Below are 25,795 nucleotides of genomic sequence, written 5' to 3'. Positions count from 1 at the left end.
CGGCCATGGTCGACCCCCATCTGGCGCACCTGAGCAACCAGTTGATGCTCGGTGCCGTGCTGGTCTACGTCGTGACCATGGTGGCGTATGCCGCCGAGCTGTCGTTCGCGCGCCGCCGGGCCGACGCCGAGGTGCCCGCCGACCACGCACGGGTGCTGGTCGGGGCGGGTGGCCCGGAGGTCGCGGAGACCGAGGCGCTCGACGCCGAGGCCGGAGAGGCCGGGGAGACCGCGGACGAGCCCGCGAGCGAGCGGCGCCAGATCGACTGGAGCCGGTTCGCCATCCTCATGAACGTCGTCGCCTGGGGCCTGCACGGCGCGGAGATCGTCACGCGGGGCATGGCGGCGGACCGGGTGCCGTGGGGCAACATGTACGAGTTCGTGTCCGCGATCTCGTTCGCCGCGGTCACCGTCTACCTCGTGATGCTCTGGCGCTACAAGATCAACTGGCTGGGCCCGTTCCTCATGGTGGCCGTCGTGATCGCGCTCGGCATCGCCGTGCTCTGGCTTTACAACGACCCGGGCCCGCTCCGGCCCGCCCTGCACTCGTACTGGATCGCCATTCACGTGACCGCCGCGGTGACGGCCACGGGGACGTTCACGGTGGCCGGTGTGGCGACCGTGCTGTACCTGGTCAAGTCCTTCGTCACGGTACGGCCCGGCGGCATCCTGTCGCGCGTCCCCGCCATGCCGGCGCTCGACACGGTGGCGCACCGGGCGATCATGTTCGCGTTCCCGATCTGGACCTTCGCGATCATCGCCGGGGCGATCTGGGCGGACTCCGCGTGGGGCACCTACTGGGGCTGGGACCCGAAGGAGACCTGGTCGTTCATCACCTGGGTGGGGTACGCCGGCTACCTGCACGCCCGCGCGACCGCCGGCTGGCGAGGCCGCAAGGCGGCGTTCGTCTCGCTGATCGCCTTCGGCTGCCTGCTGTTCAACTTCTTCGGAATCAACTACCTGGTGACGGGGTTGCACTCGTACGCATGATTTTCTAATCCCAACCGGCAAACATTTTACGCACGTGGTGCGTCTCATCCGGCGTGGGCAAAGCTGGGAGGACTCGGGTGAGTAATAGGCGGGCGGCCGTCGCGCTGGTCATGGCGGCTCTGGTGGCGGCGGGTGCGTGCGCGTGCCAGAGCAGCGAGGCGGGCACGAACGGTAAGGACGGCACCAAGGCGCCCGACGCGCAGGTGCGGATCCTGCCGGCGAACGGCGACGGCAAGGCCAGGCCCGACCAGGGCATCACGGTCACCGCGTCGGGCGGAAAGCTCGAACAGGTCAACGCCGTACAGGCGGGCAAACCGGTGGCCGGCTCCTTCAACGCCGAGCACACTCAGTGGAAGTCGACCTGGACGCTGAAGCCGGGCGCCGCCTACTCGGTCAACGCCACGGCGAAGAACGCCAAGGGCAAGACGATCAGCGCCGCGAGCCAGTTCACGCTGCAGAAGGCCACGCAGACGTTCAGCATCAGCGACGTGACGCCGATGCCGAAGGAGACGGTCGGCGTGGGCATGCCGATCATCGTGACGTTCAACCGGGCGATCGCCAACCGCGCGTACGTGGAGAAGGCCCTGGAGGTCAAGTCCGACAAGGGCGACGTGGGCGCGTGGCACTGGACGTCGCCCACGCAGGTGGTCTACCGCACCCAGAAGTACTGGCAGCCGCACCAGAACGTCACCTTCACCGCCCACATGGCCGGCGTGCGGGGGCTGAAGGGCGTCTACGGCACGACCGACGTGACCAAGTCCTTCAAGATCGGCGCCTCCAACATCACCGTCGCCAACGCCAAAACCCACTACATGAAGGTCGACCACGACGGCACGGTCAAGAAGTTCCCGATCAGCATGGGCATGGGGACGACCCAGGAGTACACCACCACCAGCGGCATCCATCTCACCAAGGAGAAGGCGACGATGGTGCACATGGTGTCGCCGGGCCGCAAGCCGGGTGACCCGGGCTACTACGCCGAGGACATCCCACTGGCCGTCCGCATCAGTGACCGCGGCGAGTACGTCCACCAGAGCCCCGGTGAGTACTACGCGCTGGGCCACAACAACATCAGCCACGGCTGCGTCCGTACCTCGCCGACCGGCGCCCGCTGGTTCTACAACATCGCCCAGCGCGGCGACGTGGTGGACGTCGTCGGCACCAACCGCAAGCTCGTCAACGAGCAGGGCAACGGCTGGACGTACTGGACCCTGTCGTGGAACACCTGGCTGAAGGGCAGCGCGCTGCCGCACTGATCCTTCTGCCTCCCAGCGAAGACGCCCCGGCGACACGTCGCCGGGGCGTCTTTTCGTGGGAGCGTCTCAGTCCTGGTCGTCGCCGCGGAGGCGTTCGTCGAGCTGGCGGAGGAACTCGGGATCGTCATCGGGCCCGAGCGGGGCGGACGCGGCCGGTTCACCCCGGGAGCCCTCGCCCGACAGGAGGAAGTCCGGGGGCCAGGCGGTCACGTCGGCGGTGACGAAGCGCCGGCGTCGCCCGAACAGGAGCCAGGCGACCGCACCGACCTCGAAGCCGAGTAGCACGATGAGAAACCAGGCGAACTTCGGCAGATGGCGCGTTTCGCCCTCATTGGTCGACAGCACCTCGAAGAGGCAGTAGAGCCAGATGCCGAGTGCGACCAGGACGAGCACGGCGGCAAGGACGAGCATGCTTCGCAGACTAGTGCCGCCGTGAAGGCGCCGAACGTCCGGTGGCCGCTCCGGGCCTTCCGTACTGAGCTCCGGGCCTTTCGGACGGACCCGGGATCCTGGCCGAAACCGGGGTGCCGGTGCCCTGGCCTGCCCACCTTCGCCCACGGCCGCCACAGGCGTCCGTACGCGGAGATGACGCGGTCGTGGGGTCCGGCTTACGCTACGGCCTGGATAGTCCCGGTGGAGGGCTGAGGGGGCGTTCGATGCGCTATCGGGGGAACCGCCGTCAGGCGGAGGTGGCGGCCGCGGACAGCCGCGGGCGGCATCGCCGGCCCAAGGACGCCGGCGGGCCCGACCGCACGTCCCGGGCCGACCGCACGTCCCCGCCCGCCGTCGAGCGGCCTCGTCGGCTCCAGCCGCGCGACGCGCTCGGGCGGTTCCGCAAGATCGAGCCGGAGGACCGTCGGCCGGCCGAGCACCCCGGCGACGCCGCGGCGGACGCGCGGGCCAAGCCGCACTACACCTGGCGCGACTTCGAGCTCGACGAGGACCTCCCGCGCGCCGCGCCGCACCCGCCGGACGCCGTCGACCTGCGGGACGGGCGTCGCAACTGCGGGGCGCTCGAGACCATCCTCTACCGGCAGTGGGCGGCCGACGGCAGGTCGGCGCCGGCCGACGCCGTACGCGCCATCGACAGCCTGGCCGAACTGCCCGACGCCCTCAAGACCAAGCTGGCCGACGGGCTGGACGGCATCTACGTCGGCTCGGGCGGTGTGCCCGACCTGGACGACATGCAGTATCTGCGGGGCGCCCCGCTGCCGGGCGGAAAGGCGACGTGGGACATCTGCGCCGGGGCGTACGGCGACCGGACGATCGTCGTGGGCGATCAACCCTCACCGACTCCGGACGTCATGCTGCACGAGGTCGGTCACGCGCTGGACGACATCGACGGCGAGTTCGTGGAGGACGGGCCCCGGGAATGGCAGTCTGACAGTCCCGAGTTCCGCGCGCTGTACGAGCAATGTGTGCCGCATTTCGCGAGTGATTTTCACATTCAGGGTGACGATCTGGGCCGCCACGAGTTCTTCGCGGATGCCTTCGCGGCGATCGCATCGCGACAGCGGCCCGCACTTGTGGACATGCTCGGCGGGAACACCCGTGCGGCGCTCAATGTGATGCTTTTCTTCAATCGCAAATACGGCATATAGGGGAGGGGCGATGTACGTCATCAGACTCCCCGACGGGAACCTCCGGGTGCCCGTGGGGGTGGTCGGACCCGGGCGTGGAGAAAAGGTGGCGCACGGCGAGACCGGAGGCGTGATCGGCCAGGCGTACGTCGAGATCGGGCCCGATGACCCCGATTATCAACGGCTTCTCGACCAGTCCATCACCGAGGAGGAACTCGCGGACCGGCGCCGGCGGTGGCGCGCGGACGACGACGCGCTGCGCCAGGAGTTCGAGGAATTCAAGGCCGAGCAGCCCGAGTGAGCCCGGCGGAGCGAACGGAGTGGATCACCGAGGCGCGCGACGGCCCGCGCAGCGATTGAAGAGGGCGAATGACGGATAGGCCCGAAGAGTGACAAGGGCGCCCGGGGGGACGGGGCGTCGGCCGGGAAAGGTGAGGTCAGCGGCCGAGGTCGGCAGAGTCGGCGTTCTCTTCGCCGCGCAGTAGTGCATGGACCTCCGACTCCCGGAAACGGCGGTGCCCGCCAGGCGTGCGGATGCTACTGATCCGGCCGGCGGCGGCCCATCGCGTCACGGTTTTCGGATCGACCCGGAACAGGGCAGCGACCTCGCCTGGGGTCAGCAGGCGCTCGCTCGTGCTCTCCACGTTTTCTCTCCCCCTTTGTCCCGCTCTCGTCGCGGAAGGACTGTTTCTCAGTGTGCCGGTTGAAGACCGGTTTCTCCCTTGTTTTCGGAAAACATCACGCTGCGTAGTTTTGTGACATGGGGTAATAACGAGATGTGATCGCCTGGTTGCAGTTCCTTGTGACATGCGAGGGCCCATAGGGTGCTGGTATGTACGATCTTGTTACGGTGCAGGAGATCGAGGACGCCGCCCGGCGCCTGGCGGATGTCATCCTCCGCACGCCGCTGGTGGCCTTTCCTCAGGCTCCGTCGGGTCCGTCTCTTCTGCTCAAGCCGGAGTCGCTGCAGCCGGTCGGCTCCTTCAAGCTCCGCGGCGCCTACAACGCGATCAGCGCACTGCCCGAGGCCGACCGCAAGAACGGCGTCGTCGCGCACTCCAGCGGCAACCACGCCCAGGCCGTCGCGTACGCCGCGAAGGCCGTCGGCGTCCCGGCCGTGCTCGTCGTGCCGACCACCATCCCGGCCGTCAAGGCGGACGCGTGCCGCCTGCTGGGCGCCGAGCTCGTGTACGTCGAACCGACCATCGAGGCGCGCGTCGAGACCGCCGACCGGCTGGCGACCGCGCACGGCTACGCGCTGATCCCGCCGTTCGACGACCGCCGGGTCATCGCGGGCCAGGGCACGATCGGGCTGGAGATCCTCGCCGACGCGCCGGACGTCGACACCGTCCTCGTGCCGATCAGCGGCGGCGGCCTGCTCGCCGGCATCGCCACCGCGATCAAGTCTCTGCGGCCCGAGACCAGGGTCATCGGCGTCGAACCCGAGCTGGCCGCCGACGCACGCGCCTCGTTCCGCGCCGGCCGCCGGATCTCCTGGCCCAGCGCCGACACGCGCCGGACGATCGCGGACGCGCTCCGCCTCGAGTGCGTCGGCGAGCTGCCGTTCGAGCACCTGCGGTACGTCGACGACATCGTCACCGTGAGCGAGGAGGAGATCCGCGAGGCGATGCGGCGGCTCGCCCGGGGCGCCCGCCTCGTCGCCGAGCCCGCCGGCGCGGTGGCGACCGCGGCCTACCTCACCCACTACGGAATGCCGGGCGACCGGCGCAAGTACGTCGCCGTCGTCTCCGGCGGCAACGCCGACCCCGCCCTGTACGCGGAGGTCCTCGGCGAAGGACTTGCGGGGGAGAGATAGCCTCGAACCTGCCATGCGTTCCGTACTCATCTACACCCTGTCGCGGCTCGCGCTGTTCGGCGTGACCGCGGGCGTGCTCTTCCTGGCAGGGGCCCGCGGGTTCCTGCTGCTCGCGCTGGCCATCCTGATCAGCGGCATCATCAGCTTCGTGCTGCTGACCCGCCAGCGCGACGCGATCTCCAACTCGGTCACCGAGCGAGCGAGCCGCATCCGCGAGAACCTCGCCGAAGGCGCCGCCCGAGAAGACGACTAGCCCGGCGCGCCCAGCCTCCGTTGACCGGGCGCTGAGGCCGCCGGACCCGCGGTGTAGCCAGACCCGCGCCTGTGAGGGGACCCCTCGCCATGCCGGGCCCCATGCCAGGGCCGGGTGAGGGGTCCCCTCGCCATGCCAGGGCCGGGTGAGGGGACCCTCACATCAATCGAGGGCCTCGCCGACACCGGCGGGCCTGCTCTCCCGCGGTTTAGGCGGCTGGGCGTCTGGCGTGGTGCATGGCGACGGCCCCGAAGGTGAGGTTCCGGTAGCGGACCGACTCCCAGCCGGCCTGCCGCAGCAGCGCCGCCAAGGCCTCCTGGTCGTGCCAGGCCGCGGTCGACTCGGCCAGGTAGTGGTAGGAGTCCGGGTTCGAGCTGACCTTGGCCATCATCGGCAGGCCGACCCGCAGGTGCAGGCCGTGCAGCCGCCGCAGGACCGGGTTCGGCGGGCGGCTGACCTCGCAGATCAGGATGCGCCCGCCCGGCTTGGTCACCCGCAGCATCTCCGCGAGCGCCGCCACCGTGTCCTTGACGTTGCGGATGCCGAAGGAGATCGTCACGGCGTCGAAGGACGCGTCGGCGAACGGCAGGCGCAGCGCGTCGCCCGCCGTGAAGCCCAGGCCGCGGATCGCGCCCTGCCGGCGCACGCCCTCGCGCAGCATCCCCAGGGAGAAGTCGCAGGCGACGGTCAGCGCGCCCGCCTCGGCGATCGGCACCGACGAGGTGCCCGTGCCGGCCGCCAGGTCCAGCACCAGCTCGCCGGGCCGGGCGTTCAGGGCGCGGACGGCCTCGCGCCGCCACCGGCGGTCCAGGCCGCCCGTCATCAGGTCGTTCAGCAGGTCATAGCGTGCCGCCGTACGGTCGAACATGGCCGCGACCTCGGCCGGCTGCTTGTCCAGAGATGCCCGCGTCATGGTCGTCGAGCCTACGCAAGGAGCGACCCATCCCGGCAGGCGGGCCACGCCGAATGATCCGGAACGATCGACGCCGCCTCGCGGTTCCCGAGCAGCCTCTGAGAAGGTTTAGACTCAGCGTGTAGCCAAGCTTGTGAAGCGCTTCACAAAAGAACAAGACCCGAAGATGGCACCCCGGGTCGCACCGAGCCTCCTCCAGGGCCGTACGATCCGGCACGGCATCGAGCCCCGCCAACCCCCAGCAGGCGGCACCACCGACCGAGCGGCACCACCGACCGATATGTATGCCCACAGAGGATTCTCGTGACCGAGACACCCGCCGTAATTTCGCAGGACGCCTCCGCGACGGAGGCCGACGTGATCATCGTCGGCGCCGGACCGGCGGGCTCGGCCGCCGCGTACCATCTCGCCCAGGCCGGGCTCGACGTCCTCCTGCTGGAAAAGACGGTGTTCCCCCGCGAGAAGGTCTGCGGTGACGGGCTCACGCCCCGTGCCACCAAGCAGCTTCTGAAGATGGGCGTCGACCTCGACGCCCCCGGCTGGATCCGCAACAAGGGCCTGCGCATCATCGGCGGCGGCGTCCGCATGGAGCTGCCCTGGCCCGAGCTTTCCAGCTACCCCGACTACGGCCTGGTCCGCACGCGGATGGACTTCGACCAGATCCTCGCCGAGCGCGCCGTCGCCGCCGGGGCCAGGCTCCGGATGAACACCTCCGTGACCGAGCCGGTCCTGGACGACACCGGCCGGATCACCGGTGTGGTGGCCAAGACCCCCGACGGCGAGGTCCGGTTCAGCGCCCCGCTCGTCGTGGCGGCCGACGGCAACTCGACCCGGCTCTCGCTCGCGCTCGGCCTGCGCAAGCGCGACGACCGCCCGATGGGCGTGGCCGTGCGCCGCTACTACACCAGCCCCCGCCACGACGACGACTACCTCGAGTCCTGGCTGGAGCTGTGGGACGGCGAACGCCTGCTGCCCGGCTACGGCTGGGTGTTCGGCGTCGGCGACGGCACCTCCAACGTCGGGCTGGGCCTGCTCAACACCAGCGACGCCTTCAAGAACGTCGACTACCGCGCGCTGCTGCGGAGCTGGCTCGCCGGCATGCCGGAAGAATGGGGCTACGTCGAGGAGAACGCCACCGGCCCGGTGCGCGGCGCCGCGCTGCCGATGGGCTTCAACCGCACGCCCCACTACACGCGCGGCCTGCTGCTCGTCGGCGACGCCGGCGGGATGATCAACCCGTTCAACGGCGAGGGCATCGCGTACGCGATGGAGTCCGCCGAGATGGCGGCGGAGATCATCGTGCAGGCGCTCGGCCGGCCGACCGCGGCCCAGCGCGAGCGCGCGCTGCACGACTACCCGCGGGTCCTCAAGCAGGCGTACGGCGGCTACTACACACTCGGGCGGATCTTCGTGAAGGCGATCGGCGACCCGCGCCTGATGAAGTTCGCGACGCGGCACGGCCTGCCGCACCCGATGCTCATGAGATTCACGCTGAAGCTCCTCGCCAACCTCACCGATCCGCGGGGCGGCGACGCGATGGACCGAGTGATCAACGCGATGTCGAAACTCGCGCCGGCGGCGTGACACCCCGAGGAAAGAAGTGATGTTCGCCGTGCCTAGGATGGAAATCCCGGTCGTGATCGACGACCGTGCCGCGTCAGACGCGCGCTCGATGACTTTCACCGAGAGGGGGGTGTAGGGATTTGAACCTCTACGTTCCGATTGTCGTACTTGGTGTACTAGCACTTGGTTTCGCGGTCTTTTCGGTGATTATGGGTTCTTTGACCGGCCCGAAACGCTGGAACCGCGCGCGACTCGAGGCGTACGAATGCGGCATCGAGCCCACCCCGCAGCCCGTCGGCGGCGGGCGGTTCCCGGTGAAGTACTACCTGACGGCGATGCTGTTCATCGTTTTCGACATCGAGATCATCTTCCTCTACCCGTGGGCGGTGGCCTTCGACCACCTGGGTCTGTTCGGTCTCGTGGAAATGGTGCTGTTCATCGTCACCGTCCTCATCGCGTACGCCTACGTGTGGCGGCGCGGCGGTCTGGAGTGGGACTGAGATGGGTCTAGAAGAGAAACTCCCCAGCGGGGTCATCCTCACCACGGTCGAGCAGGTCCTCGGGCTGGCGCGTAGGAGTTCGGTGTGGCCGGCGACGTTCGGCCTGGCCTGCTGCGCCATCGAGATGATGGCGACGGGCGACCCGCGCCACGACTTCTCCCGGTGGGGCATGGAGCGCGCGTCGGGCTCGCCGCGCCAGGCCGACCTGATGATCGTCGCCGGCCGGGTGAGCCAGAAGATGGCGCCGGTGCTGCGGCAGATCTACGACCAGATGGCCTCGCCCAAGTGGGTCATCGCCATGGGCGTGTGCGCCTCCTCGGGCGGCATGTTCAACAACTACGCGATCGTCCAGGGCGTCGACCACATCGTGCCCGTCGACGTCTACCTGCCCGGCTGCCCGCCGCGGCCGGAGATGCTCCTGGACGCCATCCTCAAGCTGCACGACAAGATCCAGAACACCAAGATGGGGCCGCACCGCAAGAAGGAGATCGAGGAACTCGAGCGCGCCCGGCTCCGGCAGCTTCCCCTCCTCGAACAGCCGCAGCAGGTGACCAGTTCATGAGTTCACAGCATCCGGAACAGCAGGCCGAGCAGGCCGCCGACCAGCTTCCCGCGCACAGCGAGGAGGAGCGGGTCGAGCAGCCGATCGCGCGCCGCGGCATGTTCGGCGCCCGGACGACCGGCGACACCTCCGGCTTCGGCGGGCTCGTCGTCCGCCAGGCGCCGAAGGTCAGCGCCGAGCGCCCGTACGGCGGGCCGAAGACCACCGGCACCGAGGGCGAGTTCGACGAGATCGCCGACGCCCTTGAAGCGGCCTACCCCGACTTCGGTGAGGCGATCGAGCGCGTCGTCGTCGACCGCGGCGAGCTGACCTTCGTCGTACGCCGCGAGCACCTGCTCGGCGTGATCAAGACCCTGCGCGACGACCCGCGGCTGCGCTTCGAGCTGTGCCTCGGCGTCTCCGGCGTGCACTACCCGGCCGAGACCGGCGCCGAGCTGCACGCGGTCTACCCCTTCCTGTCGATCACGCACAACCGGCGCGTGCGGATCGAGGTGACCTGCCCCGACACCGACCCGCACGTCCCCTCGATCGTCCCGGTCTACCCGACCAACGACTGGCACGAGCGCGAGACGTACGACATGTTCGGCCTGGTCTTCGACGGGCACCCGGCGCTCACGCGGATCATGATGCCGGACGACTGGATGGGCCATCCGCAGCGCAAGGACTACCCCCTCGGCGGCATCCCCGTCGAGTACCGCGGGGCCAAGGTGCCGCCGCCGGACGAGCGGAGGTCTTACGTATGAGCACGACATACGACGCCTACGGGACCGAAGAGGCCACCGAGGGCACCGTCTTCAACGTCGCCGGGCAGGACTGGGACGAGGTCGTCAAGGGTGCCCAGGAGACCGAGGACGACCGCCTCGTCGTGAACATGGGCCCGCAGCACCCGTCCACGCACGGCGTGCTCCGGCTCATCCTCACCCTCGACGGCGAGACCGTCGACGAGACCCGCGTCGGCATCGGCTACCTCCACACCGGCATCGAGAAGAACATGGAGTACCGGACGTGGACCCAGGGGACCACGTTCTGCACCCGCATGGACTACCTCGCGCCGATCTTCAACGAGACGGCCTACTGCCTCGCCGTGGAGAAGCTGCTCGGCATCACCGATGAGGTCCCCGAGCGGGCGCAGGTGATCCGGGTCCTGATGATGGAGATCAACCGGATCTCCTCGCACCTGGTCGCGATCGCCACCTTCGGCCTGGAGCTGGGCGCGACCACGGTCATGCTCAACGGCTTCCTGGAGCGCGAGTACGCCCTGGACATCTTCGAGATGGTCGCCGGGCTGCGCATGAACATGGCCTACGTCCGGCCGGGCGGCGTCGCACAGGACCTGCCTCCGGGCGCGATCGACAAGATCGGTGACTTCGTCAAGCGCGAGCGGCACCGGTTCGGGCAGCTGCGCAAGCTGCTCGACGCCAACCCGGTCTACCTCGCGCGGACCAAGAACATCGCCTACCTCGACCTGACCGCCTGCATGGCGCTCGGCGTGACCGGCCCGGTGCTGCGCAGCACCGGCCTGCCGTGGGACCTGCGCAAGTCCCAGCCGTACTGCGGCTACGAGACCTACGACTTCGAGGTGGCCACCCAGGAAACCTGCGACGTCTACGGCCGCTACCTCGTGCGCATGCAGGAGATGGACGAGTCGCTGAAGATCATCGAGCAGTGCCTCGACCGGCTGAGCTCCGGCTCGGCCAAGTCCGGCCCGGTGATGATCCAGGACAAGAAGATCGGCTGGCCGGCGCAGCTCGCGCTCGGGCCGGACGGCATGGGCAACTCGCCCAACCACATCGCGCACATCATGGGCCAGTCCATGGAAGCGCTGATCCACCACTTCAAGCTGGTGACCGAGGGCTTCCGCGTGCCGGCCGGGCAGGTGTACGCCGCGATCGAGTCGCCGCGCGGCGAGCTCGGCTGCCACCTGGTGAGCGACGGCGGCACGCGCCCGTACCGCGCGCACTTCCGCGACCCGTCCTTCACCAACCTGCAGGCGATCCCGGCCGCGACCGAAGGTTCCATGGTCGCCGACGTCATCGCGGCGGTCGCGAGTATCGACCCGGTGATGGGGGGAGTCGACCGATGAGTTTCGCGCCCGAGGTTCTGGAGCGTCTCGAAAGGGACGCGAAGGAGATCATCGCGCGGTACCCCAAGCCGCGCTCGGCGCTGCTGCCGCTGCTGCACCTGGTGCAGTCCGAGGAGGGATACGTCTCCGACGACGGCATCGAGTTCTGCGCCGACGCGGTCGGCATCACCCCGGCGCAGGTGACCGGCGTGGTGACCTTCTACACGCAGTACAAGCAGCAGCCGGTCGGCGACTTCCACGTCGGCGTCTGCATCAACAGCCTGTGCGCGATCATGGGCGGCGACCAGATCTGGCGAGAGCTGAGCGAGTACGTCGGCGTCGGCCACGACGAGGCGACCGAGGACGGCAAGGTCAGCCTCGAGCGCATCGAGTGCAACGCCGCCTGCGACTACGCCCCGGTGATGATGGTCAACTGGGAGTTCTTCGACGACATGACTCCCGCCAAGGCCAAGCAGCTCGTCGACGACATCCGGGCCGGCAAGCAGATCGCCCCGAGCCGCGGCGCGGAGTCGGTGTGCACCTGGAAGCAGGCGTCCCGCGTGCTCGCGGGCTTCAACGACGGCCGTGCCGGAGAGGGCACGCAGGCCGGCTACGCGTCGCTGCGCGGCCTCCAGCTCGCCAAGGAGTCCGGCTGGGAGGCCCCTGAGCCTGAAAGAGGTGCCGAGTGACCACCCTCACGCCGATCCTGACCAAGTCCTGGGACCGGCCCGACTCCTTCACCCGCACGGCGTACGAGGCCGACGGCGGCTACCAGGCGCTGCGCACCGCGCTGGGCATGCCGCAGGACGACATCATCCAGGCGGTGAAGGACTCCGGCCTGCGCGGCCGTGGCGGCGCCGGCTTCCCCACCGGCATGAAGTGGGGCTTCATCCCGCAGGGTGACGGCAAGCCGCACTACCTGGTGGTCAACGCGGACGAGTCCGAGCCGGGCACGTGCAAGGACATCCCGCTGATGATGGCCAACCCGCACGCGCTGGTCGAAGGCGTGATCATCAGCTCGTACGCCATCCGCGCGAACCTCGCCTTCATCTACGTGCGCGGTGAGGTGCTGCACGTGATCCGCCGCCTCCAGCAGGCGGTCGCGGAGGCGTACGAGGCCGGCTACATCGGCACGAACATCCTCGGCTCCGGCTACGATCTCGAACTCGTCGTGCACAGCGGCGCCGGCGCGTACATCTGCGGCGAGGAGACGGCGCTGCTGGACTCCCTGGAGGGGTTCCGCGGCCAGCCGCGGCTCAAGCCGCCGTTCCCGGCGGTGGCCGGCCTGTACGGCGGGCCGACCGTGATCAACAACGTCGAGTCCATCGCGAGCGTCCCGTCGATCGTCGCCAACGGCGCCGACTGGTTCGCCTCGATGGGCACCGAGAAGTCCAAGGGCTTCGGCATCTTCAGCCTGTCGGGTCACGTCACCCGGCCCGGCCAGTACGAGGCGCCGCTCGGCATCACGCTGCGCGAGCTGCTCGACATGGCCGGCGGCATCCGCGCCGGGCACCGGCTGAAGTTCTGGACCCCGGGCGGCTCCTCCACGCCGATCTTCACCGACGAGCACCTCGACGTGCCGCTCGACTTCGAGTCGGTCGGCGCGGCGGGCTCGATGCTCGGCACCCGGGCGCTGCAGATCTTCGACGAGACGGTCTGCGTCGTCCGCGCGGTGCTGCGCTGGAGCGAGTTCTACGCGCACGAGTCCTGCGGAAAGTGCACGCCGTGCCGCGAGGGCACGTACTGGTACAAGCAGATGCTGAAGCGCCTGGAGGCGGGTCAGGGCACCGAGGAGGACCTCGAGACGCTCCTCGACCTGTCCGACAACATCCTCGGCCGCTCCTTCTGCGCGCTGGGCGACGGTGCCACGAGCCCGGTGACCTCCAGCATCAAGCACTTCCGCGAGGAGTACATCCGGCACTTCGAGAACGGCGGCTGCCCGTTCGACGAGGCCGCCTCGACTGTGTGGGCAGGTGAGAAGTGACCGTCACGGACGACGCGCAGGTGGCCAAGAAGGAAGATCTGGTCACGCTGACGATCGACGGGTTCGAGATCAGTGTGCCCAAGGGCACGCTGATCATCCGGGCCGCCGAGCTGCTCGGCATCCAGATCCCGCGGTTCTGCGACCACCCGCTGCTGGAGCCGGTGGCCGCCTGCCGGCAGTGCCTGGTGGAGATCCCCGACGCCGGCAACGGCCGCGGGATGCCCAAGCCGCAGCCGTCCTGCGCGGTCACGGTGATGCCGGGCATGGTCGTCAAGACCCAGCTCACCTCCGAGGTCGCCGACAAGGCCCAGCACGGCGTGATGGAGCTGCTGCTCATCAACCACCCGCTGGACTGCCCGGTCTGCGACAAGGGCGGCGAGTGCCCGCTGCAGAACCAGGCCCTGTCCAACGGCCGCGGCGAGTCGCGGTTCGTGGAGAAGAAGCGCACCTTCCCCAAGCCGATCGCGCTGTCCAGCCAGGTGCTGCTGGACCGCGAGCGGTGCATCCAGTGCGCCCGCTGCACGCGGTTCTCCAACGAGATCGCCGGTGACGCGTTCATCGACCTGCTGGAGCGCGGAGCCAAGGAGCAGGTCGGCCTCGCGCCCGGCCACGAGTTCCAGTCCTACTTCTCCGGCAACACCGTGCAGATCTGCCCGGTCGGCGCGCTGACCGGCGCGGCGTACCGCTTCCGGTCCCGGCCGTTCGACCTGGTCTCGACGCCGAGCGTCTGCGAGCACTGCGCGTCCGGCTGCGCCCAGCGCACCGACCACCGGCGCGGCAAGGTCACGCGCCGGCTCGCCGGCGACGACCCGCAGGTCAACGAAGAGTGGAACTGCGACAAGGGCCGCTGGGCGTTCACCTACACCACGACGCCGGACCGGCTGACCCACCCGCTGGTGCGCAACGAAGAAGGCGTGCTGGAGCCCGCCTCCTGGAACGAAGCGCTGACCATCGCGGCCGAGGGGCTGGCCAAGGCGCGCGGCAAGGCCGGCGTGCTGACCGGCGGCCGGGTCACGCTGGAGGACGCCTACGCGTACGCCAAGTTCGCCCGGGTCGCTCTCGGTACCAACGACGTCGACTTCCGCGCCCGCGCGCACTCGCGTGAGGAGGCGGACTTCCTCGCGGCGACCGTCGCGGGCAGCCCCATCTCGGTCACCTACGACGAGCTGGAGAAGGCCCCGGCCGTCCTCCTCGCCGGCTTCGAGCCGGAGGAGGAGTCGCCGATCGTCTTCCTGCGCCTCCGCAAGGCGGCCCGCAAGCACGGTCTAAAGACGTACTCGATCGCCCCGTTCGCGTCCCGCGGCCTGGCCAAGCTCGGCGGAACGCTGGTGACCACCGCTCCCGGGGCCGAGGCCGAGACGCTCGGCAACCTGATCACCGGCGTCGGGCTGGACGACGCGGGCAAGGCCGCCGCGGAGCTGCTCAAGAGCGAAGGCGCGATCATTCTCGTCGGCGAGCGGCTCGGCACGGTGCCGGGCGCGCTGTCCGCCGTCGGGCGACTGGTCGCCGCCACCGGCGCGCGGCTCGCCTGGGTGCCCCGCCGGGCCGGTGAGCGCGGCGCCATCGAGGCGGGCGCGCTGCCCGGCCTGCTGCCGATCGGCCGCCCGGTCGCCGACGCGGCCGCCCGCGGCGAGGTCGCGCGGGCCTGGGGCGTCGCCGCACTGCCCGAGACCCTCGGCCGCGACACCGAGGGCATCCTCGCCGCCGCGCTCGACGAGAAGATCGACGCCCTGCTCATCGGCGGCGTCGACCCGTACGACCTGCCGGACCCGGAGGGCGCGCTGGCCGCGCTGGAGGCCACGCCGTTCATCGTCAGCCTGGAGCAGCGCGTGACCGCGGTCACCGACCGGGCCGACGTGGTGCTGCCGGTGGCGGCCGTCACCGAGAAGGCCGGCACGTTCGTCAACTGGGAGGGCCGTGGCCGCCCGTTCGAGGCCGTGCTGAAGGTCCGGCAGGCGATGCCCGACCTCAAGGTGCTCGCCACGATCGCCGACCTGATGGACGTCCACCTCGGCCTGCCCGACTCCGCGTCGGCCCGCCGCGAGCTGGCCGCGCTGGGCGGCTTCAAGGGCACGCGGCCGGGTCTGCCGAGCGTCGCGGCCAGGGTGGCGAGCGAGCCCGGCGCCGGAGAGGCGGTCCTGGCGACCTGGCGGATGCTGCTCGACGCCGGCCGTCTGCAGGACGGCGAGCGCTACCTCGCCGGCACCGCCAAGACCCCGGTCGCCCGGTTGAGCGCGGCCACCGCGAAGGAGATCGGAGCGGACGGGAAGGTCACCGTGGCCACGGCGCGCGGCGAGATCACCCTGCCGCTGGAGATCACCGACATGCCGGACCGCGTGGTCTGGGTACCCGCCAACTCGCCGGGTTCGGCGGTCTACCGCGACCTCGGCGTCCAGGCCGGAGAAGTCGTGAAGATCCAGAACGGGAGCGTGGCATGATCGCCGCACACGTCCTGGCGGAGGCGATGACCGCCACCCCGCGGACCGAGCAGTGCACCGGCAAGCCGTACGGCCTCGGCTCGTTCGGCTGCGACCCGTGGTGGCTGGTCGGCGCGAAGGCGATCGTGATCTTCGTGTTCCTGCTGCTGACGGTGCTCATGGCCGTCTGGGCGGAGCGCCGGATCATCGGCCGCATGCAGCTGCGCCCCGGCCCGAACCGCGCCGGGCCGCTCGGCCTGCTGCAGTCGCTGTTCGACGGCATCAAGGGCGCGACCAAGGAGGACATCGTCCCCCGCGGCGTGGACAAGGTCGTCTTCTTCCTCGCCCCGGTGATGGCCGCGGCGCCCGCGCTGGTGTCGTTCTCGATCATCCCGTTCGGCGGCATCGTCTCCATCGGCGGTCACAAGACGCCGCTGCAGCTCACCGACCTGCCGGTCGCCGTGCTGCTGGTCCTGGCGATGTCCTCGATGGGCGTGTACGGCTTCGTGCTGGCCGGCTGGTCGTCGATGTCGCCGTACTCCCTGCTCGGCGGTATGCGCTCCAGCGCCCAGGTGATCTCCTATGAGATCGCGATGGGCCTGTCGTTCGTTGCGGTGTTCCTGTTCGCCGGGTCGCTGTCGACGTCGGAGATCGTGGGCGCCCAGGCGCACGGCGGCACGTACCACTTCCTCGGCATGACCGGCCACTACCCGTCGTGGTACGTCGTCCTGCTGTTCCCCTCGTTCGTGATCTACCTGTTCACGATGCTGGGGGAGTCGGGCCGCATCCCGTTCGACCTGCCCGAGGGCGAGGGCGAGCTGGTCGCGGGCTACCACACCGAGTACTCCTCGCTGAAGTTCCTGATGTTCTACCTCGCCGAGTACATCAACATGGCGACGCTGTCGGCGCTGGCCACGACGCTGTTCCTCGGCGGCTACCGCGCCCCGTGGCCGATCACCGGCATCTGGTCCGGCGCCAACTCCGGCTGGTGGCCGATCCTGTGGTTCCTGATCAAGATGTGGCTCTTCATCTTCGGCTTCGTCTGGGTCCGGGCCTCGCTGCCGCGTGTGCGCTACGACCAGTTGATGAGGCTGGGCTGGAAGGTCCTCATCCCGGTGTCGCTGGGCTGGATCCTGTTCGTGTCGGCGGTGCGCGCGCTCCGCAACGAGCAGCACGACACCCGGCCGGTGATGCTCATCGCGGCAGCGGTGATCATCGTCCTGCTCATCATCTCGGTGATCTGGGAACGGGTCTCGGGCTCGGGGAAGGCCGAGGTGGCGCAGGAGGCGGCCGAGTCGGAGCCGGATCCGATGGCGGGCGGGTTCCCGGTGCCCCCGCTCGACGCGCCGCACTACCACGGTGCCGGAGACGCCCGTGCGAACAAATCCACGGAGGCCACCCGTGCTTGATTTCCTGAACCCGGTCAAGGGGTTCGGCGTCACCTTCCACCAGATGTTCATGAAGGTGGAGACGGTCGAATACCCCGAGGTGAAGAAGCCGACCGCACCGCGCTTCCACGGCCGGCACCAGCTCAACCGCTGGCCCGACGGCCTGGAGAAGTGCGTGGGCTGCGAGCTGTGCGCGTGGGCCTGCCCCGCGGACGCGATCTACGTGGAGGGCGCCGACAACACCGAGGAGGCGCGCTACTCCCCGGGTGAGCGCTACGGCCGCACCTACCAGATCAACTACCTGCGCTGCATCCTGTGCGGCCTGTGCATCGAGGCGTGCCCGACCCGGGCGCTCACGATGACCAACGAGTACGAACTCGCCGACGACAGCCGCGAGAGCCTCATCTACACCAAGGAGATGCTGCTCGCGCCGCTGACCGAGGGCATGGAGCTCCCGCCGCACGAGATGCGGCTCGGGGAGACCGAAGAGGACTACTACCTCCTCGGTGCCTCCAAGGAACACGAGGAGGGCGCCAAATGACCACCCTGGCGGCCGGTGCGCACCAGACGGGTGAGTCGGGGATCTTCTGGGTCCTGGCCATCGTGTCCGTCGCCGCGGCGCTCGGCATGATCTTCATGCGGAAGGTCGTGTACTCCGCGCTGCTGCTCGCCGTGGTGATGCTGTCCCTCGCGGTGTTCTACGCCGTGAACGAGGCTCCGTTCCTGGCGTTCGTGCAGGTGATCGTCTACACCGGCGCGGTGCTGATGCTCTTCCTGTTCGTCATCATGGTCGTCGGGGTCAGCTCGACCGAGTCCATGGTCGAGACGATCAAGGGCCAGCGGGTCGCCGCGGCGATCGTCGGCATCGGCTTCGGCGTGCTGCTGATCCTCGGTGTCGGCAGCGCGACGCTGCCGCAGTCCATGGGCCTGTCCGACGCGAATTCGAACGGCGGCAACGTCATGGGCCTTGCCCGGCTGCTGTTCGGCGACAACACCAACAACGAGGCCGTCAAGGCCACGCGGCCCGACAACCACATCGGCAGCTACATCTTCGCCTTCGAGCTGACCAGCGCCCTGCTGATCACCGCGGCACTGGGGGCGATGGTGCTGGCCCACCGCGAGCGCCTCAAGCCCAAGCCGACCCAGCGCGAGCTCTCCCAGGCGCGCATCAAGAGCGACCAGGTCTCGCCGCTGCCGCCGCCCGGCACGTACGCCCGGCACAACGCGGTGGACATGCCGGCCCTGCTGCCGGACGGATCGGTGTCGGAGCTGTCGGTCAGCCCGGTCATCACCCGCCGCCGGGGCGGCTCGCACGAGGACCTGCACGGCGAGGGCCCCGAGTCGGCGCTCCGCCACGGCACCGCGACGGTGAAGGCGGTGCTGGAAGGCCAGGTCGAAGGCCAGGTCGAGGTCGAACGCGCCGAGTCCGAGACCTCCGAATCCAAGGAGGAGGAGAAATGACCGAGCGGAGCGAGGGAATCAAAGGCGCGCCCCTGTGGTCACCTTCCCCGACGAAGGAGGACTCATGACCGGGCATTACCTGGCTCTTTCCGCCATTCTGTTCACGATCGGCGCGGTCGGCGTGCTCGTCCGCCGCAACGCCATTGTGATCTTCATGTGCGTCGAGCTCATGCTGAACGCCACCAACCTCGCGTTCGTGGCCTTCTCCCGCATGCACGGCGCCCTCGACGGGCAGATCATCGCGTTCTTCGTGATGGTGGTGGCCGCGGCCGAGGTCGTCGTCGGGCTGGCGATCATCATGGCGATCTTCCGGAGCCGCAAGTCCTCGTCGGTCGACGACGCGAACCTGCTGAAGTACTGAGGACCACTCGATGACGAACCTTCTAGCCGAAGCCGGCCCGCAGCTGCACACGCAGGCGGCCACCGGGATGCAGTCCGCCTCGTGGCTGCTGATCGCGTTCCCGCTCGCGGGCGCCGTGATCCTGCTGCTCGGCGGCCGCCGTACCGACAAGTGGGGCCACCTTCTCGGCGTCGCGATGTCGCTCGCGTCCTTCGTGGTCGGCGTCGCCGCGTTCGTGCAGATGCTCGGCCAGCCCGGGGAGGGCCGGACGCGGCTGGTCCACGTGTACCAGTGGGTCTCGGTCGGGTCGTTCAAGGCCGATGTGAACCTCCTGCTCGACCCGCTGTCGATCAGCTTCGTCCTGCTGATCACCGGGGTCGGCTCGCTGATCCACATCTACTCGATCGGCTACATGTCCCACGACCCGGACCGGCGGAGGTTCTTCGCGTACCTCAACCTGTTCGTGGCGTCCATGCTCCTGCTCGTGCTCGCCGACAACTACCTCGGCCTGTACGTCGGCTGGGAGGGCGTGGGTCTCGCCTCGTACCTGCTGATCGGGTTCTGGCAGCACAAGCCGAGCGCGGCCACCGCGGCGAAGAAGGCCTTCATCGTCAACCGGGTCGGTGACTTCGGCCTGTCGGTGGCGATCATGCTGATGTTCCTCACGTTCGGCTCGATCAGCTTCACCGACGTCTTCGGGCACGCCTCGGAGGCCTCCCACGGCACGATCACCGCGATCGGCCTGCTGCTCCTGCTCGGTGCCTGCGGTAAGTCCGCCCAGCTCCCGCTCCAGTCCTGGCTGCTGGACGCGATGGAGGGCCCGACCCCGGTGTCGGCGCTCATCCACGCCGCGACCATGGTGACCGCGGGCGTCTACCTGGTCGTCCGCTCGCACGCGATCTTCGAGCTGTCGTCGCAGGCGCGCCTGCTGGTGACGATCGTCGGCGCGGCCACGCTGATCGCCGGTGCGCTCATCGGTTGCGCCAAGGACGACATCAAGAAGGCCCTCGCGGGTTCGACGATGTCGCAGATCGGCTACATGATGCTCGCCGCCGGCATCGGCAAGGCGGGCTACGTCTTCGCGATCGCGCACCTCATCGCGCACGGCTTCTTCAAGGCGGGGCTCTTCCTCGGCGCCGGCTCGATCATGCACGGCATGAACGACGACGTCGACATGCGCAAGTACGGCGGCCTGCGCAAGGTCATGCCGATCACCTTCGCGACGTTCGGCCTCGGCTACCTGGCGATCATCGGTTTCCCGGGCCTGTCCGGCTGGTGGACCAAGGACGGCATCATCGACTCGGCCTTCGAGAAGGGCGGCACGTCCGGCCAGATCCTCGGCTGGGTGGCGCTGATCGGCGCGGGCATCACCGCGTACTACATGTCGCGCGTGATGTTCATGACGTTCTTCGGCGAGAAGCGCTGGGAAACAGTGTCTGATGGGCGCGCCTCCGGCACGACCGTCCACCCGCACGAGTCGCCGTCGGTCATGACGATCCCGCTGATCCTGCTGGCCGTCGGCTCGGTCGCGGGCGGCGCCTTCCTGATCGCGGGCGACCGGTTCGCGAACTTCCTCGCCCCGGTCGTCGGCGCGCCCGAGGCGTCGCACAAGCTGTTCACCCCCTACACGATCGTGGTGTTCGCGCTGATGATCGTCGGGGTGGGCATCGCGTACCTGCAGTACCTGCGGCGCCCCGTGCCGCGCACCGCCCCGGCCGGCAGCTTCCCGGTCGTGGCGGCCCGCAAGGACCTGTACGGCGACGCGCTGAACGAGTCGCTGTTCATGCGGCCCGGCCAGTGGCTGACCCGCCTGACCGTCTACTTCGACGGGCGCGGCGTCGACGGCCTCGTCAACGGCATCGCCGCCTTCGTGGGCGGCACGTCCGGCCGGGTGCGGCGGGTGCAGACGGGCTTCGTCCGCTCGTACGCACTGTCCATGTTCTTCGGTGCCGCCCTCGTCGTCGGCGCCCTGCTCCTGGTGAGGATCTGACATGCTGACGGCGCTCATCGCGATCCCCGCACTCGGGGCGCTGCTGCTCGCGCTCCTGCCGAAGGGCCGGGACGAGCTCGCCAAGGTGACCGCGCTCGTCGTCACGCTGATCGTCGCGGTCCTCGCCATCGTCATGGCGATCCGCTTCGACAACGGCGGACCGCGCTTCCAGTTCACCGAGAAGTACTGGTGGATCAGGCAGTTCGACGTGCACTACGCGGTCGGCGTCGACGGCGTCGCGCTCGTGCTGATCCTGCTGTCGGTTATCCTCGTGCCGCTGGTGGTGCTCGCCTCCTGGAACGACGCGGAGCGCTCCGGCGGTGTGGACGCCCCGCCGAAGCGGTCGGTGAAGACGTACTTCGCGCTGCTGCTGACCCTCGAGGCCATGATGGTCGGCGTCTTCGCGGCGACCGACATCTTCCTGTTCTACGTGTTCTTCGAGGCCATGCTCATCCCGATGTACTTCATCATCGGGTCCTACGGCGGCGCGCAGCGCTCGTACGCCGCGGTGAAGTTCCTGCTGTACTCCCTGTTCGGCGGGCTCCTCATGCTCGCCGCGGTGATCGGCCTGTACGTCGTGTCGGCCAACGCCGGCCACGGCACCTTCCTGTTCGACGAGCTGCGGAACCTCCACATCGAGCCGACCACGGCCAAGTGGCTGTTCCTCGGCTTCTTCATCGCGTTCGCGATCAAGGCGCCGCTCGTGCCGTTCCACACGTGGCTGCCCGACGCCGCGGGTCAGGCGCCGGCCGGTGCGGCCGTGCTGCTCGTCGGCGTGCTGGACAAGGTCGGCACGTACGGCATGCTGCGGTTCTGCCTGGAGCTGTTCCCCGGCGCGGCCAAGTGGTTCACGCCGGTGGTGCTGACGCTGTCGGTCATCGGCATCGTCTACGGCGCCGTGCTGGCGATCGGCCAGGTCGACCTCAAGCGCCTGGTCGCCTACACCTCGGTCTCGCACTTCGGCTTCATCACGCTGGGCATCTTCGCGATGACCACGCAGGGGCAGACGGGCGCGACGCTCTACATGGTCAACCACGGCTTCTCGACCGGCGCGCTGTTCCTGGTCGTGGGCTTCCTCATCGCCCGCCGCGGCTCGTCGCGGATCGACGCCTTCGGCGGCGTGCAGAAGGTCGCTCCGCTGCTCGCCGGCACGTTCCTCGTCGCGGGCCTGTCCGGCCTCTCGCTGCCGGGGTTGTCCACGTTCGTCTCGGAGTTCCTGGTCCTTGTGGGCACGTTCACGCGCTACAAGGTGCCGGCGATCATCGCCACGAGCGGCATCATCCTGGCCGCCGTCTACATCCTGTGGATGTACCAGCGCACGATGAGCGGCCCGCCGACCGAGAAGGTGGCCGGCATGCGCGACCTGTCCAAGCGTGAGCTGGTCGTGATCGCGCCGGTGCTGGCGCTCCTGGTCCTCCTCGGCTTCTACCCGAAGCCCGCGCTGAACATGATCAACCCGTCCGTGAAGCAGACGATGGTCAAGGTCGAGAAGCACGACCCCCAGCCGACCATCGCGGAGAAGGGAATCCGCCCGTGAGTCAGGTCAGGTGGAGTGACCCCGCCGGAGCGAGCGGAGGCGGCGGCCGGGCAACGAGACCGTCGGTGGAGCGAGTGAGAAGGGCTGGCGACCAGTGATTACTGCGGCCGGGAGTATCACGGCCCCGCACATCGAGTACGGGCGGCTCGCCCCGATCCTGATCGTGCTCGGCGCTGCAGCGGTCGGCGTGCTCATCGAGGCCTTCGTGTCGCGTGCGTACCGCTACTGGACACAGGTGCTGGTGTCACTGGTCGGCCTGGTCGCGGCCTTCGTGTGGACGCTCGTCATGGGCCTCTCGCACACCCCGCACCACGTCGCGGCCCTGGGCGCGATCGGCGTCGACGGGCCGACCCTGTTCATCCAGGGCACGATCCTCGTGCTCGCGCTGATGTCGCTGCTCCTCATCGCCGAGCGGCGGCACGAGCCGAGTCCGTTCACCGCGCAGGCGTCCTCGGTGCCGGGCACCGCGGAGGAGCGCGAGAGCCTGGTCGCGGGCATCATCCAGACCGAGGTCTTCCCGCTCATGCTGTTCGCGGTGGGCGGCATGCTGATCTTCCCGGCGGCCAACGACCTGCTGACCATGTTCGTGGCCCTGGAGGTCCTGTCGCTGCCGCTGTACCTGCTGTGCGGTCTCGCCCGGCGCCGTCGCCTGCTCTCGCAGGAGGCCGCGGTCAAGTACTTCCTGCTCGGCGCGTTCTCCTCGGCGTTCTTCCTGTACGGCACCGCGCTGCTGTACGGCTTCGCCGGTTCGGTGCGGCTGTCGGACATCCAGACGGCGATCAGCCAGAAGGGCGGCATGGACGCGATGCTGCTCGCCGGCGTCGCGCTCCTGGGCGTCGGGCTGCTGTTCAAGATGGGCGCCGCGCCGTTCCAGGTGTGGAAGCCGGACGTCTACCAGGGCGCCCCGACGGCGATCACCGCGCTGATGGCCTCCTGCACGCTCGTGTCGGCGGTCGGCGGCATCCTGCGGGTGTTCTACGTCGGGTTCGAGACGCTGCGCTGGGACTGGCGGCCGGTGATGTGGGCGGTGGCCATCCTCACCATGGTCCTCGGCGCGGTCGTCGCGATCACGCAGACGGACGTCAAGCGGATGCTCGCCTACTCCTCGATCGCGCACGGCGGCTTCCTGCTGACCGGCGTCATCGCCACGAACAAGGCGGGCCTGTCGAGCACGCTGTTCTACCTCGCGGCGTACGGCTTCACGACGGTCGGCGCGTTCGCGGTCATCACGATGGTCCGCGACGCGGGCGGCGAGGCGTGGCACCTGTCGCGCTGGGCCGGGCTCGGCAAGCGCCAGCCGGTGCTCGCCGGGACGTTCGCGTTCTTCCTGCTGGCCTTCGCCGGTATCCCGCTGACCAGCGGCTTCACCGGAAAGTTCGCGGTCTTCCAGGCCGCGGTGGCCGGCGGCGCGACGCCTCTGGTGATCGTCGGTGTGCTGTCCTCGGCGATCGCGGCGTTCTTCTACGTTCGCGTGATCGTGCTGATGTTCTTCAGCGATCCCGCGGCTGACGGGCCCGCCGTGGTGCTCAGCCCGACGAGTACGACTGCGGTGGCGGTCGGCGCATTGGCTACTGTTGTCCTCGGCGTGGTTCCGGGGCCTGCGCTTCATCTGGCCCAGTCGGCAGCCAGCCAGTTCTTCGTTCGCTGACCCCTCGGGAGAGTCTGTGAGTAGTGCCCTTCTGGGCCTTCCGGCCGTCGATGACACACTCGCAGCGGATCTGTTGAAGCGGTTGTCCTCAGTCGAGGAGCTGCTGCGGAGCTCGGTGCAAAGTGACCACGCGCTGCTGAGCGACGCGTCTCGCCATCTCGCCGAGGCGGGCGGCAAGCGGTTCCGGCCGATGCTGGTGCTGCTCGCCTCGGAGTTCGGCGACCCGGAGGCGCCGGGCGTCGTCCCGGCCGCCGTCGTGGTCGAGCTGACCCACCTGGCGACGCTCTACCACGACGACGTGATGGACGAGGCGGTCATGCGCCGCGGCGCGTCCTCCGCCAACTCCCGCTGGGACAACACCGTCGCCATCCTCACCGGCGACTACCTGTTCGCGCGCGCCTCCGACATCCTGGCCGACCTCGGCCCGGAGGCGGTGCGCATCCAGGCCCGCACGTTCGCCCGGCTGGTCCAGGGCCAGATCGAGGAGACGGCGGGACCGGCCGAGGGCGTCGACCCGCTGCAGCACTACCTCGACGTCGTGGCGGGCAAGACCGGGTCGCTGATCGCCGCCTCGGGCCACCTGGGCGGCCTGCTCGCGGGCGCCGAGCCGGACGTCGTCCGCACGCTGACGTCGGTGTGCGAGAAGATCGGCATCGCCTTCCAGCTGTCCGACGACATCCTCGACGTCGCCTCCGACTCGGACGAGTCGGGCAAGACCCCGGGCACCGATCTGCGCGAGGGCGTCCGTACTCTGCCGATCCTGCACGCCCTGCGGTCCACGTCGCCCGATGACGCCCGCCTGCGCGAGCTGCTCGACTCGGACCTGTCCGACGACGCGCGGCACGCGGAGGCGCTCGCCCTGCTGCGCGCCAACCCGGCCATGGACCGCGCCCGCGCCGACCTGCGCACGTGGGTGGACGAGGCGCGCGCGGAGCTGGCCACGCTCTCCGACCGGCCGGCCCGCGCGGCGTTCATGTCCCTGTGCGACTACGTCCTGACGCGCACTAGCTGACGCGCTTGCCACGCCGGCCGAGCACGAACGCGGCGACGACGCCGGCGACCACGACGAACACCACGATGAGCAGCCAGTTGTTCGTGTCGCCACCCTGGCCGCCCGAGGGGGTGTCGTCGGCGGCGACGGAGACCGTGCCCTTGACGGTGCCGGCGCCGCAGTAGGCAGTGATCGGGTAGCTGCCGGGCTTGAGCTCCTGACGGATCGTCGGGTCGGCGTCGCCGGTGTCGGCCTTGCCGTAGAGCGTGACGTTGGCGGTGAAGGCCGGAGAGACGGCGACGTGCGCGGTCGGCCCGGTGGCGCAGCCGGGGACGCTGATGTGGATCTGCTGGCCGCTGTGGGCGGAGCCGGGGGTCACGGCGATGGTGTCGGCCGTCGCGGGCGCCGCCGCGGGACCGGCGCCGGTGAGCGTCGCGGCGCAGGCGAGAGCCGCCGTACGGGCAGCGCGCACAACCATCCCCCCTCTGGTCTGGCTCCGCACGCTAGTCGAGTTCCGGCCGCGGCGGCCCGCCGATGGACGGGTG

26 protein-coding genes are annotated in these 25,795 nt (G+C 69.5%); 22 read left to right on the top strand and 4 right to left on the bottom strand.

Going from position 1 to position 25,795, the window contains the following annotated elements; all coding sequences use genetic code 11:
* Positions 1-5: 5 nt before the first annotated feature.
* On the top strand, positions 6-989 hold the full coding sequence (gene ccsB, locus OG417_RS49490; RefSeq protein WP_329245354.1) for a c-type cytochrome biogenesis protein CcsB: 984 nt from the start codon (positions 6-8) through the stop codon (positions 987-989).
* Positions 990-1,066: 77 nt separating this feature from the next.
* Positions 1,067-2,245, top strand: coding sequence for a L,D-transpeptidase (locus OG417_RS49485; RefSeq protein ID WP_329245351.1), 1,179 nt, complete (start codon positions 1,067-1,069; stop codon positions 2,243-2,245).
* Positions 2,246-2,311: 66 nt separating this feature from the next.
* On the opposite strand, the gene OG417_RS49480 is transcribed toward OG417_RS49485, so the two are convergent.
* A complete protein-coding gene (locus tag OG417_RS49480; RefSeq protein ID WP_329245349.1) occupies positions 2,312-2,656 on the bottom strand; it encodes a PLD nuclease N-terminal domain-containing protein in 345 nt (114 codons plus the stop codon).
* A 245-nt stretch (positions 2,657-2,901) separates the two neighbouring features.
* Here OG417_RS49480 and OG417_RS49475 point away from each other — a divergent pair, with 245 nt between their 5' ends.
* Both OG417_RS49475 and OG417_RS49470 read left to right on the top strand, forming a co-directional pair.
* Positions 2,902-3,846 carry a hypothetical protein gene (locus OG417_RS49475; protein ID WP_329245346.1) on the top strand — a complete coding sequence of 315 codons (945 nt, stop codon included), beginning with the start codon at positions 2,902-2,904 and terminating at the stop codon, positions 3,844-3,846.
* 10 nt (positions 3,847-3,856) lie between these two features.
* Positions 3,857-4,126: a hypothetical protein gene (locus OG417_RS49470; protein WP_329245344.1), complete on the top strand. Its 270-nt coding sequence runs from the start codon at positions 3,857-3,859 to the stop codon at positions 4,124-4,126.
* 136 nt (positions 4,127-4,262) lie between these two features.
* On the opposite strand, the gene OG417_RS49465 is transcribed toward OG417_RS49470, so the two are convergent.
* Positions 4,263-4,469, bottom strand: coding sequence for a BldC family transcriptional regulator (locus OG417_RS49465; RefSeq protein ID WP_329245341.1), 207 nt, complete (start codon positions 4,467-4,469; stop codon positions 4,263-4,265).
* 188 nt (positions 4,470-4,657) lie between these two features.
* Between OG417_RS49465 and OG417_RS49460 the strand changes: the two genes are divergently transcribed.
* Complete coding sequence (locus tag OG417_RS49460) at positions 4,658-5,641, top strand: threonine ammonia-lyase (RefSeq protein ID WP_329245338.1); 984 nt, start codon at positions 4,658-4,660, stop codon at positions 5,639-5,641.
* A 13-nt stretch (positions 5,642-5,654) separates the two neighbouring features.
* Entirely contained in the window at positions 5,655-5,894 is a 240-nt protein-coding gene (locus OG417_RS49455; protein WP_329245335.1) for a DUF4229 domain-containing protein, read from the top strand.
* 208 nt (positions 5,895-6,102) lie between these two features.
* On the opposite strand, the gene OG417_RS49450 is transcribed toward OG417_RS49455, so the two are convergent.
* Positions 6,103-6,807, bottom strand: coding sequence for a class I SAM-dependent methyltransferase (locus OG417_RS49450; RefSeq protein ID WP_329245332.1), 705 nt, complete (start codon positions 6,805-6,807; stop codon positions 6,103-6,105).
* 303 nt (positions 6,808-7,110) lie between these two features.
* Here OG417_RS49450 and OG417_RS49445 point away from each other — a divergent pair, with 303 nt between their 5' ends.
* The 16 genes from OG417_RS49445 to OG417_RS49370 all read left to right on the top strand — a co-directional run bounded on the left by OG417_RS49445 (position 7,111) and on the right by OG417_RS49370 (position 25,271).
* Positions 7,111-8,391 carry a geranylgeranyl reductase family protein gene (locus OG417_RS49445; RefSeq protein WP_329245330.1) on the top strand — a complete coding sequence of 427 codons (1,281 nt, stop codon included), beginning with the start codon at positions 7,111-7,113 and terminating at the stop codon, positions 8,389-8,391.
* 119 nt (positions 8,392-8,510) lie between these two features.
* A complete protein-coding gene (locus tag OG417_RS49440; RefSeq protein WP_329245327.1) occupies positions 8,511-8,870 on the top strand; it encodes an NADH-quinone oxidoreductase subunit A in 360 nt (119 codons plus the stop codon).
* Position 8,871: 1 nt separating this feature from the next.
* Positions 8,872-9,432, top strand: coding sequence for a NuoB/complex I 20 kDa subunit family protein (locus OG417_RS49435; protein WP_329245325.1), 561 nt, complete (start codon positions 8,872-8,874; stop codon positions 9,430-9,432).
* Entirely contained in the window at positions 9,429-10,175 is a 747-nt protein-coding gene (locus OG417_RS49430) for an NADH-quinone oxidoreductase subunit C (RefSeq protein ID WP_329245322.1), read from the top strand. The genes OG417_RS49435 and OG417_RS49430 overlap by 4 nt, the downstream gene beginning before the upstream one ends.
* Complete coding sequence (locus OG417_RS49425) at positions 10,172-11,515, top strand: NADH-quinone oxidoreductase subunit D (protein ID WP_329245319.1); 1,344 nt, start codon at positions 10,172-10,174, stop codon at positions 11,513-11,515. Before OG417_RS49430 ends, OG417_RS49425 begins: the two co-directional genes overlap by 4 nt.
* Positions 11,512-12,183, top strand: coding sequence for an NADH-quinone oxidoreductase subunit NuoE (gene nuoE / locus OG417_RS49420; RefSeq protein WP_329245315.1), 672 nt, complete (start codon positions 11,512-11,514; stop codon positions 12,181-12,183). Before OG417_RS49425 ends, nuoE begins: the two co-directional genes overlap by 4 nt.
* Positions 12,180-13,478 carry an NADH-quinone oxidoreductase subunit NuoF gene (gene nuoF, locus OG417_RS49415; RefSeq protein WP_329245313.1) on the top strand — a complete coding sequence of 433 codons (1,299 nt, stop codon included), beginning with the start codon at positions 12,180-12,182 and terminating at the stop codon, positions 13,476-13,478. The genes nuoE and nuoF overlap by 4 nt, the downstream gene beginning before the upstream one ends.
* On the top strand, positions 13,475-15,916 hold the full coding sequence (locus tag OG417_RS49410) for an NADH-quinone oxidoreductase subunit G (protein ID WP_329245311.1): 2,442 nt from the start codon (positions 13,475-13,477) through the stop codon (positions 15,914-15,916). The genes nuoF and OG417_RS49410 overlap by 4 nt, the downstream gene beginning before the upstream one ends.
* A gap of 26 nt (positions 15,917-15,942) precedes the next feature.
* Complete coding sequence (gene nuoH, locus OG417_RS49405; protein ID WP_329263078.1) at positions 15,943-17,304, top strand: NADH-quinone oxidoreductase subunit NuoH; 1,362 nt, start codon at positions 15,943-15,945, stop codon at positions 17,302-17,304.
* Entirely contained in the window at positions 17,297-17,824 is a 528-nt protein-coding gene (gene nuoI / locus OG417_RS49400) for an NADH-quinone oxidoreductase subunit NuoI (RefSeq protein WP_329245307.1), read from the top strand. The genes nuoH and nuoI overlap by 8 nt, the downstream gene beginning before the upstream one ends.
* On the top strand, positions 17,821-18,744 hold the full coding sequence (locus tag OG417_RS49395) for an NADH-quinone oxidoreductase subunit J (protein WP_329245304.1): 924 nt from the start codon (positions 17,821-17,823) through the stop codon (positions 18,742-18,744). The genes nuoI and OG417_RS49395 overlap by 4 nt, the downstream gene beginning before the upstream one ends.
* 64 nt (positions 18,745-18,808) lie before the next feature.
* Positions 18,809-19,105: an NADH-quinone oxidoreductase subunit NuoK gene (nuoK, locus tag OG417_RS49390; protein ID WP_329245301.1), complete on the top strand. Its 297-nt coding sequence runs from the start codon at positions 18,809-18,811 to the stop codon at positions 19,103-19,105.
* Positions 19,106-19,115: 10 nt separating this feature from the next.
* Entirely contained in the window at positions 19,116-21,074 is a 1,959-nt protein-coding gene (gene nuoL / locus OG417_RS49385; protein ID WP_329245298.1) for an NADH-quinone oxidoreductase subunit L, read from the top strand.
* Position 21,075: 1 nt separating this feature from the next.
* The gene (locus OG417_RS49380; RefSeq protein ID WP_329245295.1) at positions 21,076-22,611 is read left to right on the top strand and encodes an NADH-quinone oxidoreductase subunit M; all 1,536 of its coding nucleotides are present in this window, start codon (positions 21,076-21,078) and stop codon (positions 22,609-22,611) included.
* Positions 22,612-22,705: 94 nt separating this feature from the next.
* The gene (gene nuoN, locus OG417_RS49375; protein ID WP_329245293.1) at positions 22,706-24,259 is read left to right on the top strand and encodes an NADH-quinone oxidoreductase subunit NuoN; all 1,554 of its coding nucleotides are present in this window, start codon (positions 22,706-22,708) and stop codon (positions 24,257-24,259) included.
* A 73-nt stretch (positions 24,260-24,332) separates the two neighbouring features.
* Positions 24,333-25,271 (top strand): polyprenyl synthetase family protein, encoded by a 939-nt coding sequence (locus tag OG417_RS49370; protein WP_442875794.1) that lies wholly within the window; start codon positions 24,333-24,335, stop codon positions 25,269-25,271.
* On the opposite strand, the gene OG417_RS49365 is transcribed toward OG417_RS49370, so the two are convergent.
* Positions 25,264-25,728, bottom strand: coding sequence for a hypothetical protein (locus tag OG417_RS49365; protein WP_329245285.1), 465 nt, complete (start codon positions 25,726-25,728; stop codon positions 25,264-25,266). The two genes, OG417_RS49370 and OG417_RS49365, sit on opposite strands and share 8 nt — an antisense overlap.
* Positions 25,729-25,795: the final 67 nt, after the last annotated feature.

Origin of the sequence: Actinoallomurus sp. NBC_01490 (assembly GCF_036227085.1) — a bacterium.
Taxonomy (GTDB): Bacteria; Actinomycetota; Actinomycetes; order Streptosporangiales; family Streptosporangiaceae; genus Actinoallomurus; species Actinoallomurus oryzae.
Note: the sequence above shows the minus strand (reverse complement) of the source record. Positions and strands in the feature narration are given on the sequence as shown.

Excerpts from the sequence above, each read along its gene's own strand:
- ccsB (WP_329245354.1), top strand. The coding sequence starts at position 6 with ATGGTCGACCCCCATCTGGCGCACCTGAGCAACCAGTTGATGCTCGGT.
- OG417_RS49480 (WP_329245349.1), bottom strand. The coding sequence starts at position 2,656 with ATGCTCGTCCTTGCCGCCGTGCTCGTCCTGGTCGCACTCGGCATCTGG.
- OG417_RS49475 (WP_329245346.1), top strand. The coding sequence starts at position 2,902 with ATGCGCTATCGGGGGAACCGCCGTCAGGCGGAGGTGGCGGCCGCGGAC.
- OG417_RS49470 (WP_329245344.1), top strand. The coding sequence starts at position 3,857 with ATGTACGTCATCAGACTCCCCGACGGGAACCTCCGGGTGCCCGTGGGG.
- OG417_RS49460 (WP_329245338.1), top strand. The coding sequence starts at position 4,658 with ATGTACGATCTTGTTACGGTGCAGGAGATCGAGGACGCCGCCCGGCGC.
- OG417_RS49455 (WP_329245335.1), top strand. The coding sequence starts at position 5,655 with ATGCGTTCCGTACTCATCTACACCCTGTCGCGGCTCGCGCTGTTCGGC.
- OG417_RS49450 (WP_329245332.1), bottom strand. The coding sequence starts at position 6,807 with ATGACGCGGGCATCTCTGGACAAGCAGCCGGCCGAGGTCGCGGCCATG.
- OG417_RS49435 (WP_329245325.1), top strand. The coding sequence starts at position 8,872 with ATGGGTCTAGAAGAGAAACTCCCCAGCGGGGTCATCCTCACCACGGTC.
- OG417_RS49430 (WP_329245322.1), top strand. The coding sequence starts at position 9,429 with ATGAGTTCACAGCATCCGGAACAGCAGGCCGAGCAGGCCGCCGACCAG.
- OG417_RS49425 (WP_329245319.1), top strand. The coding sequence starts at position 10,172 with ATGAGCACGACATACGACGCCTACGGGACCGAAGAGGCCACCGAGGGC.
- nuoE (WP_329245315.1), top strand. The coding sequence starts at position 11,512 with ATGAGTTTCGCGCCCGAGGTTCTGGAGCGTCTCGAAAGGGACGCGAAG.
- nuoH (WP_329263078.1), top strand. The coding sequence starts at position 15,943 with ATGACCGCCACCCCGCGGACCGAGCAGTGCACCGGCAAGCCGTACGGC.
- OG417_RS49395 (WP_329245304.1), top strand. The coding sequence starts at position 17,821 with ATGACCACCCTGGCGGCCGGTGCGCACCAGACGGGTGAGTCGGGGATC.
- nuoK (WP_329245301.1), top strand. The coding sequence starts at position 18,809 with ATGACCGGGCATTACCTGGCTCTTTCCGCCATTCTGTTCACGATCGGC.
- nuoL (WP_329245298.1), top strand. The coding sequence starts at position 19,116 with ATGACGAACCTTCTAGCCGAAGCCGGCCCGCAGCTGCACACGCAGGCG.
- OG417_RS49380 (WP_329245295.1), top strand. The coding sequence starts at position 21,076 with ATGCTGACGGCGCTCATCGCGATCCCCGCACTCGGGGCGCTGCTGCTC.
- OG417_RS49365 (WP_329245285.1), bottom strand. The coding sequence starts at position 25,728 with ATGGTTGTGCGCGCTGCCCGTACGGCGGCTCTCGCCTGCGCCGCGACG.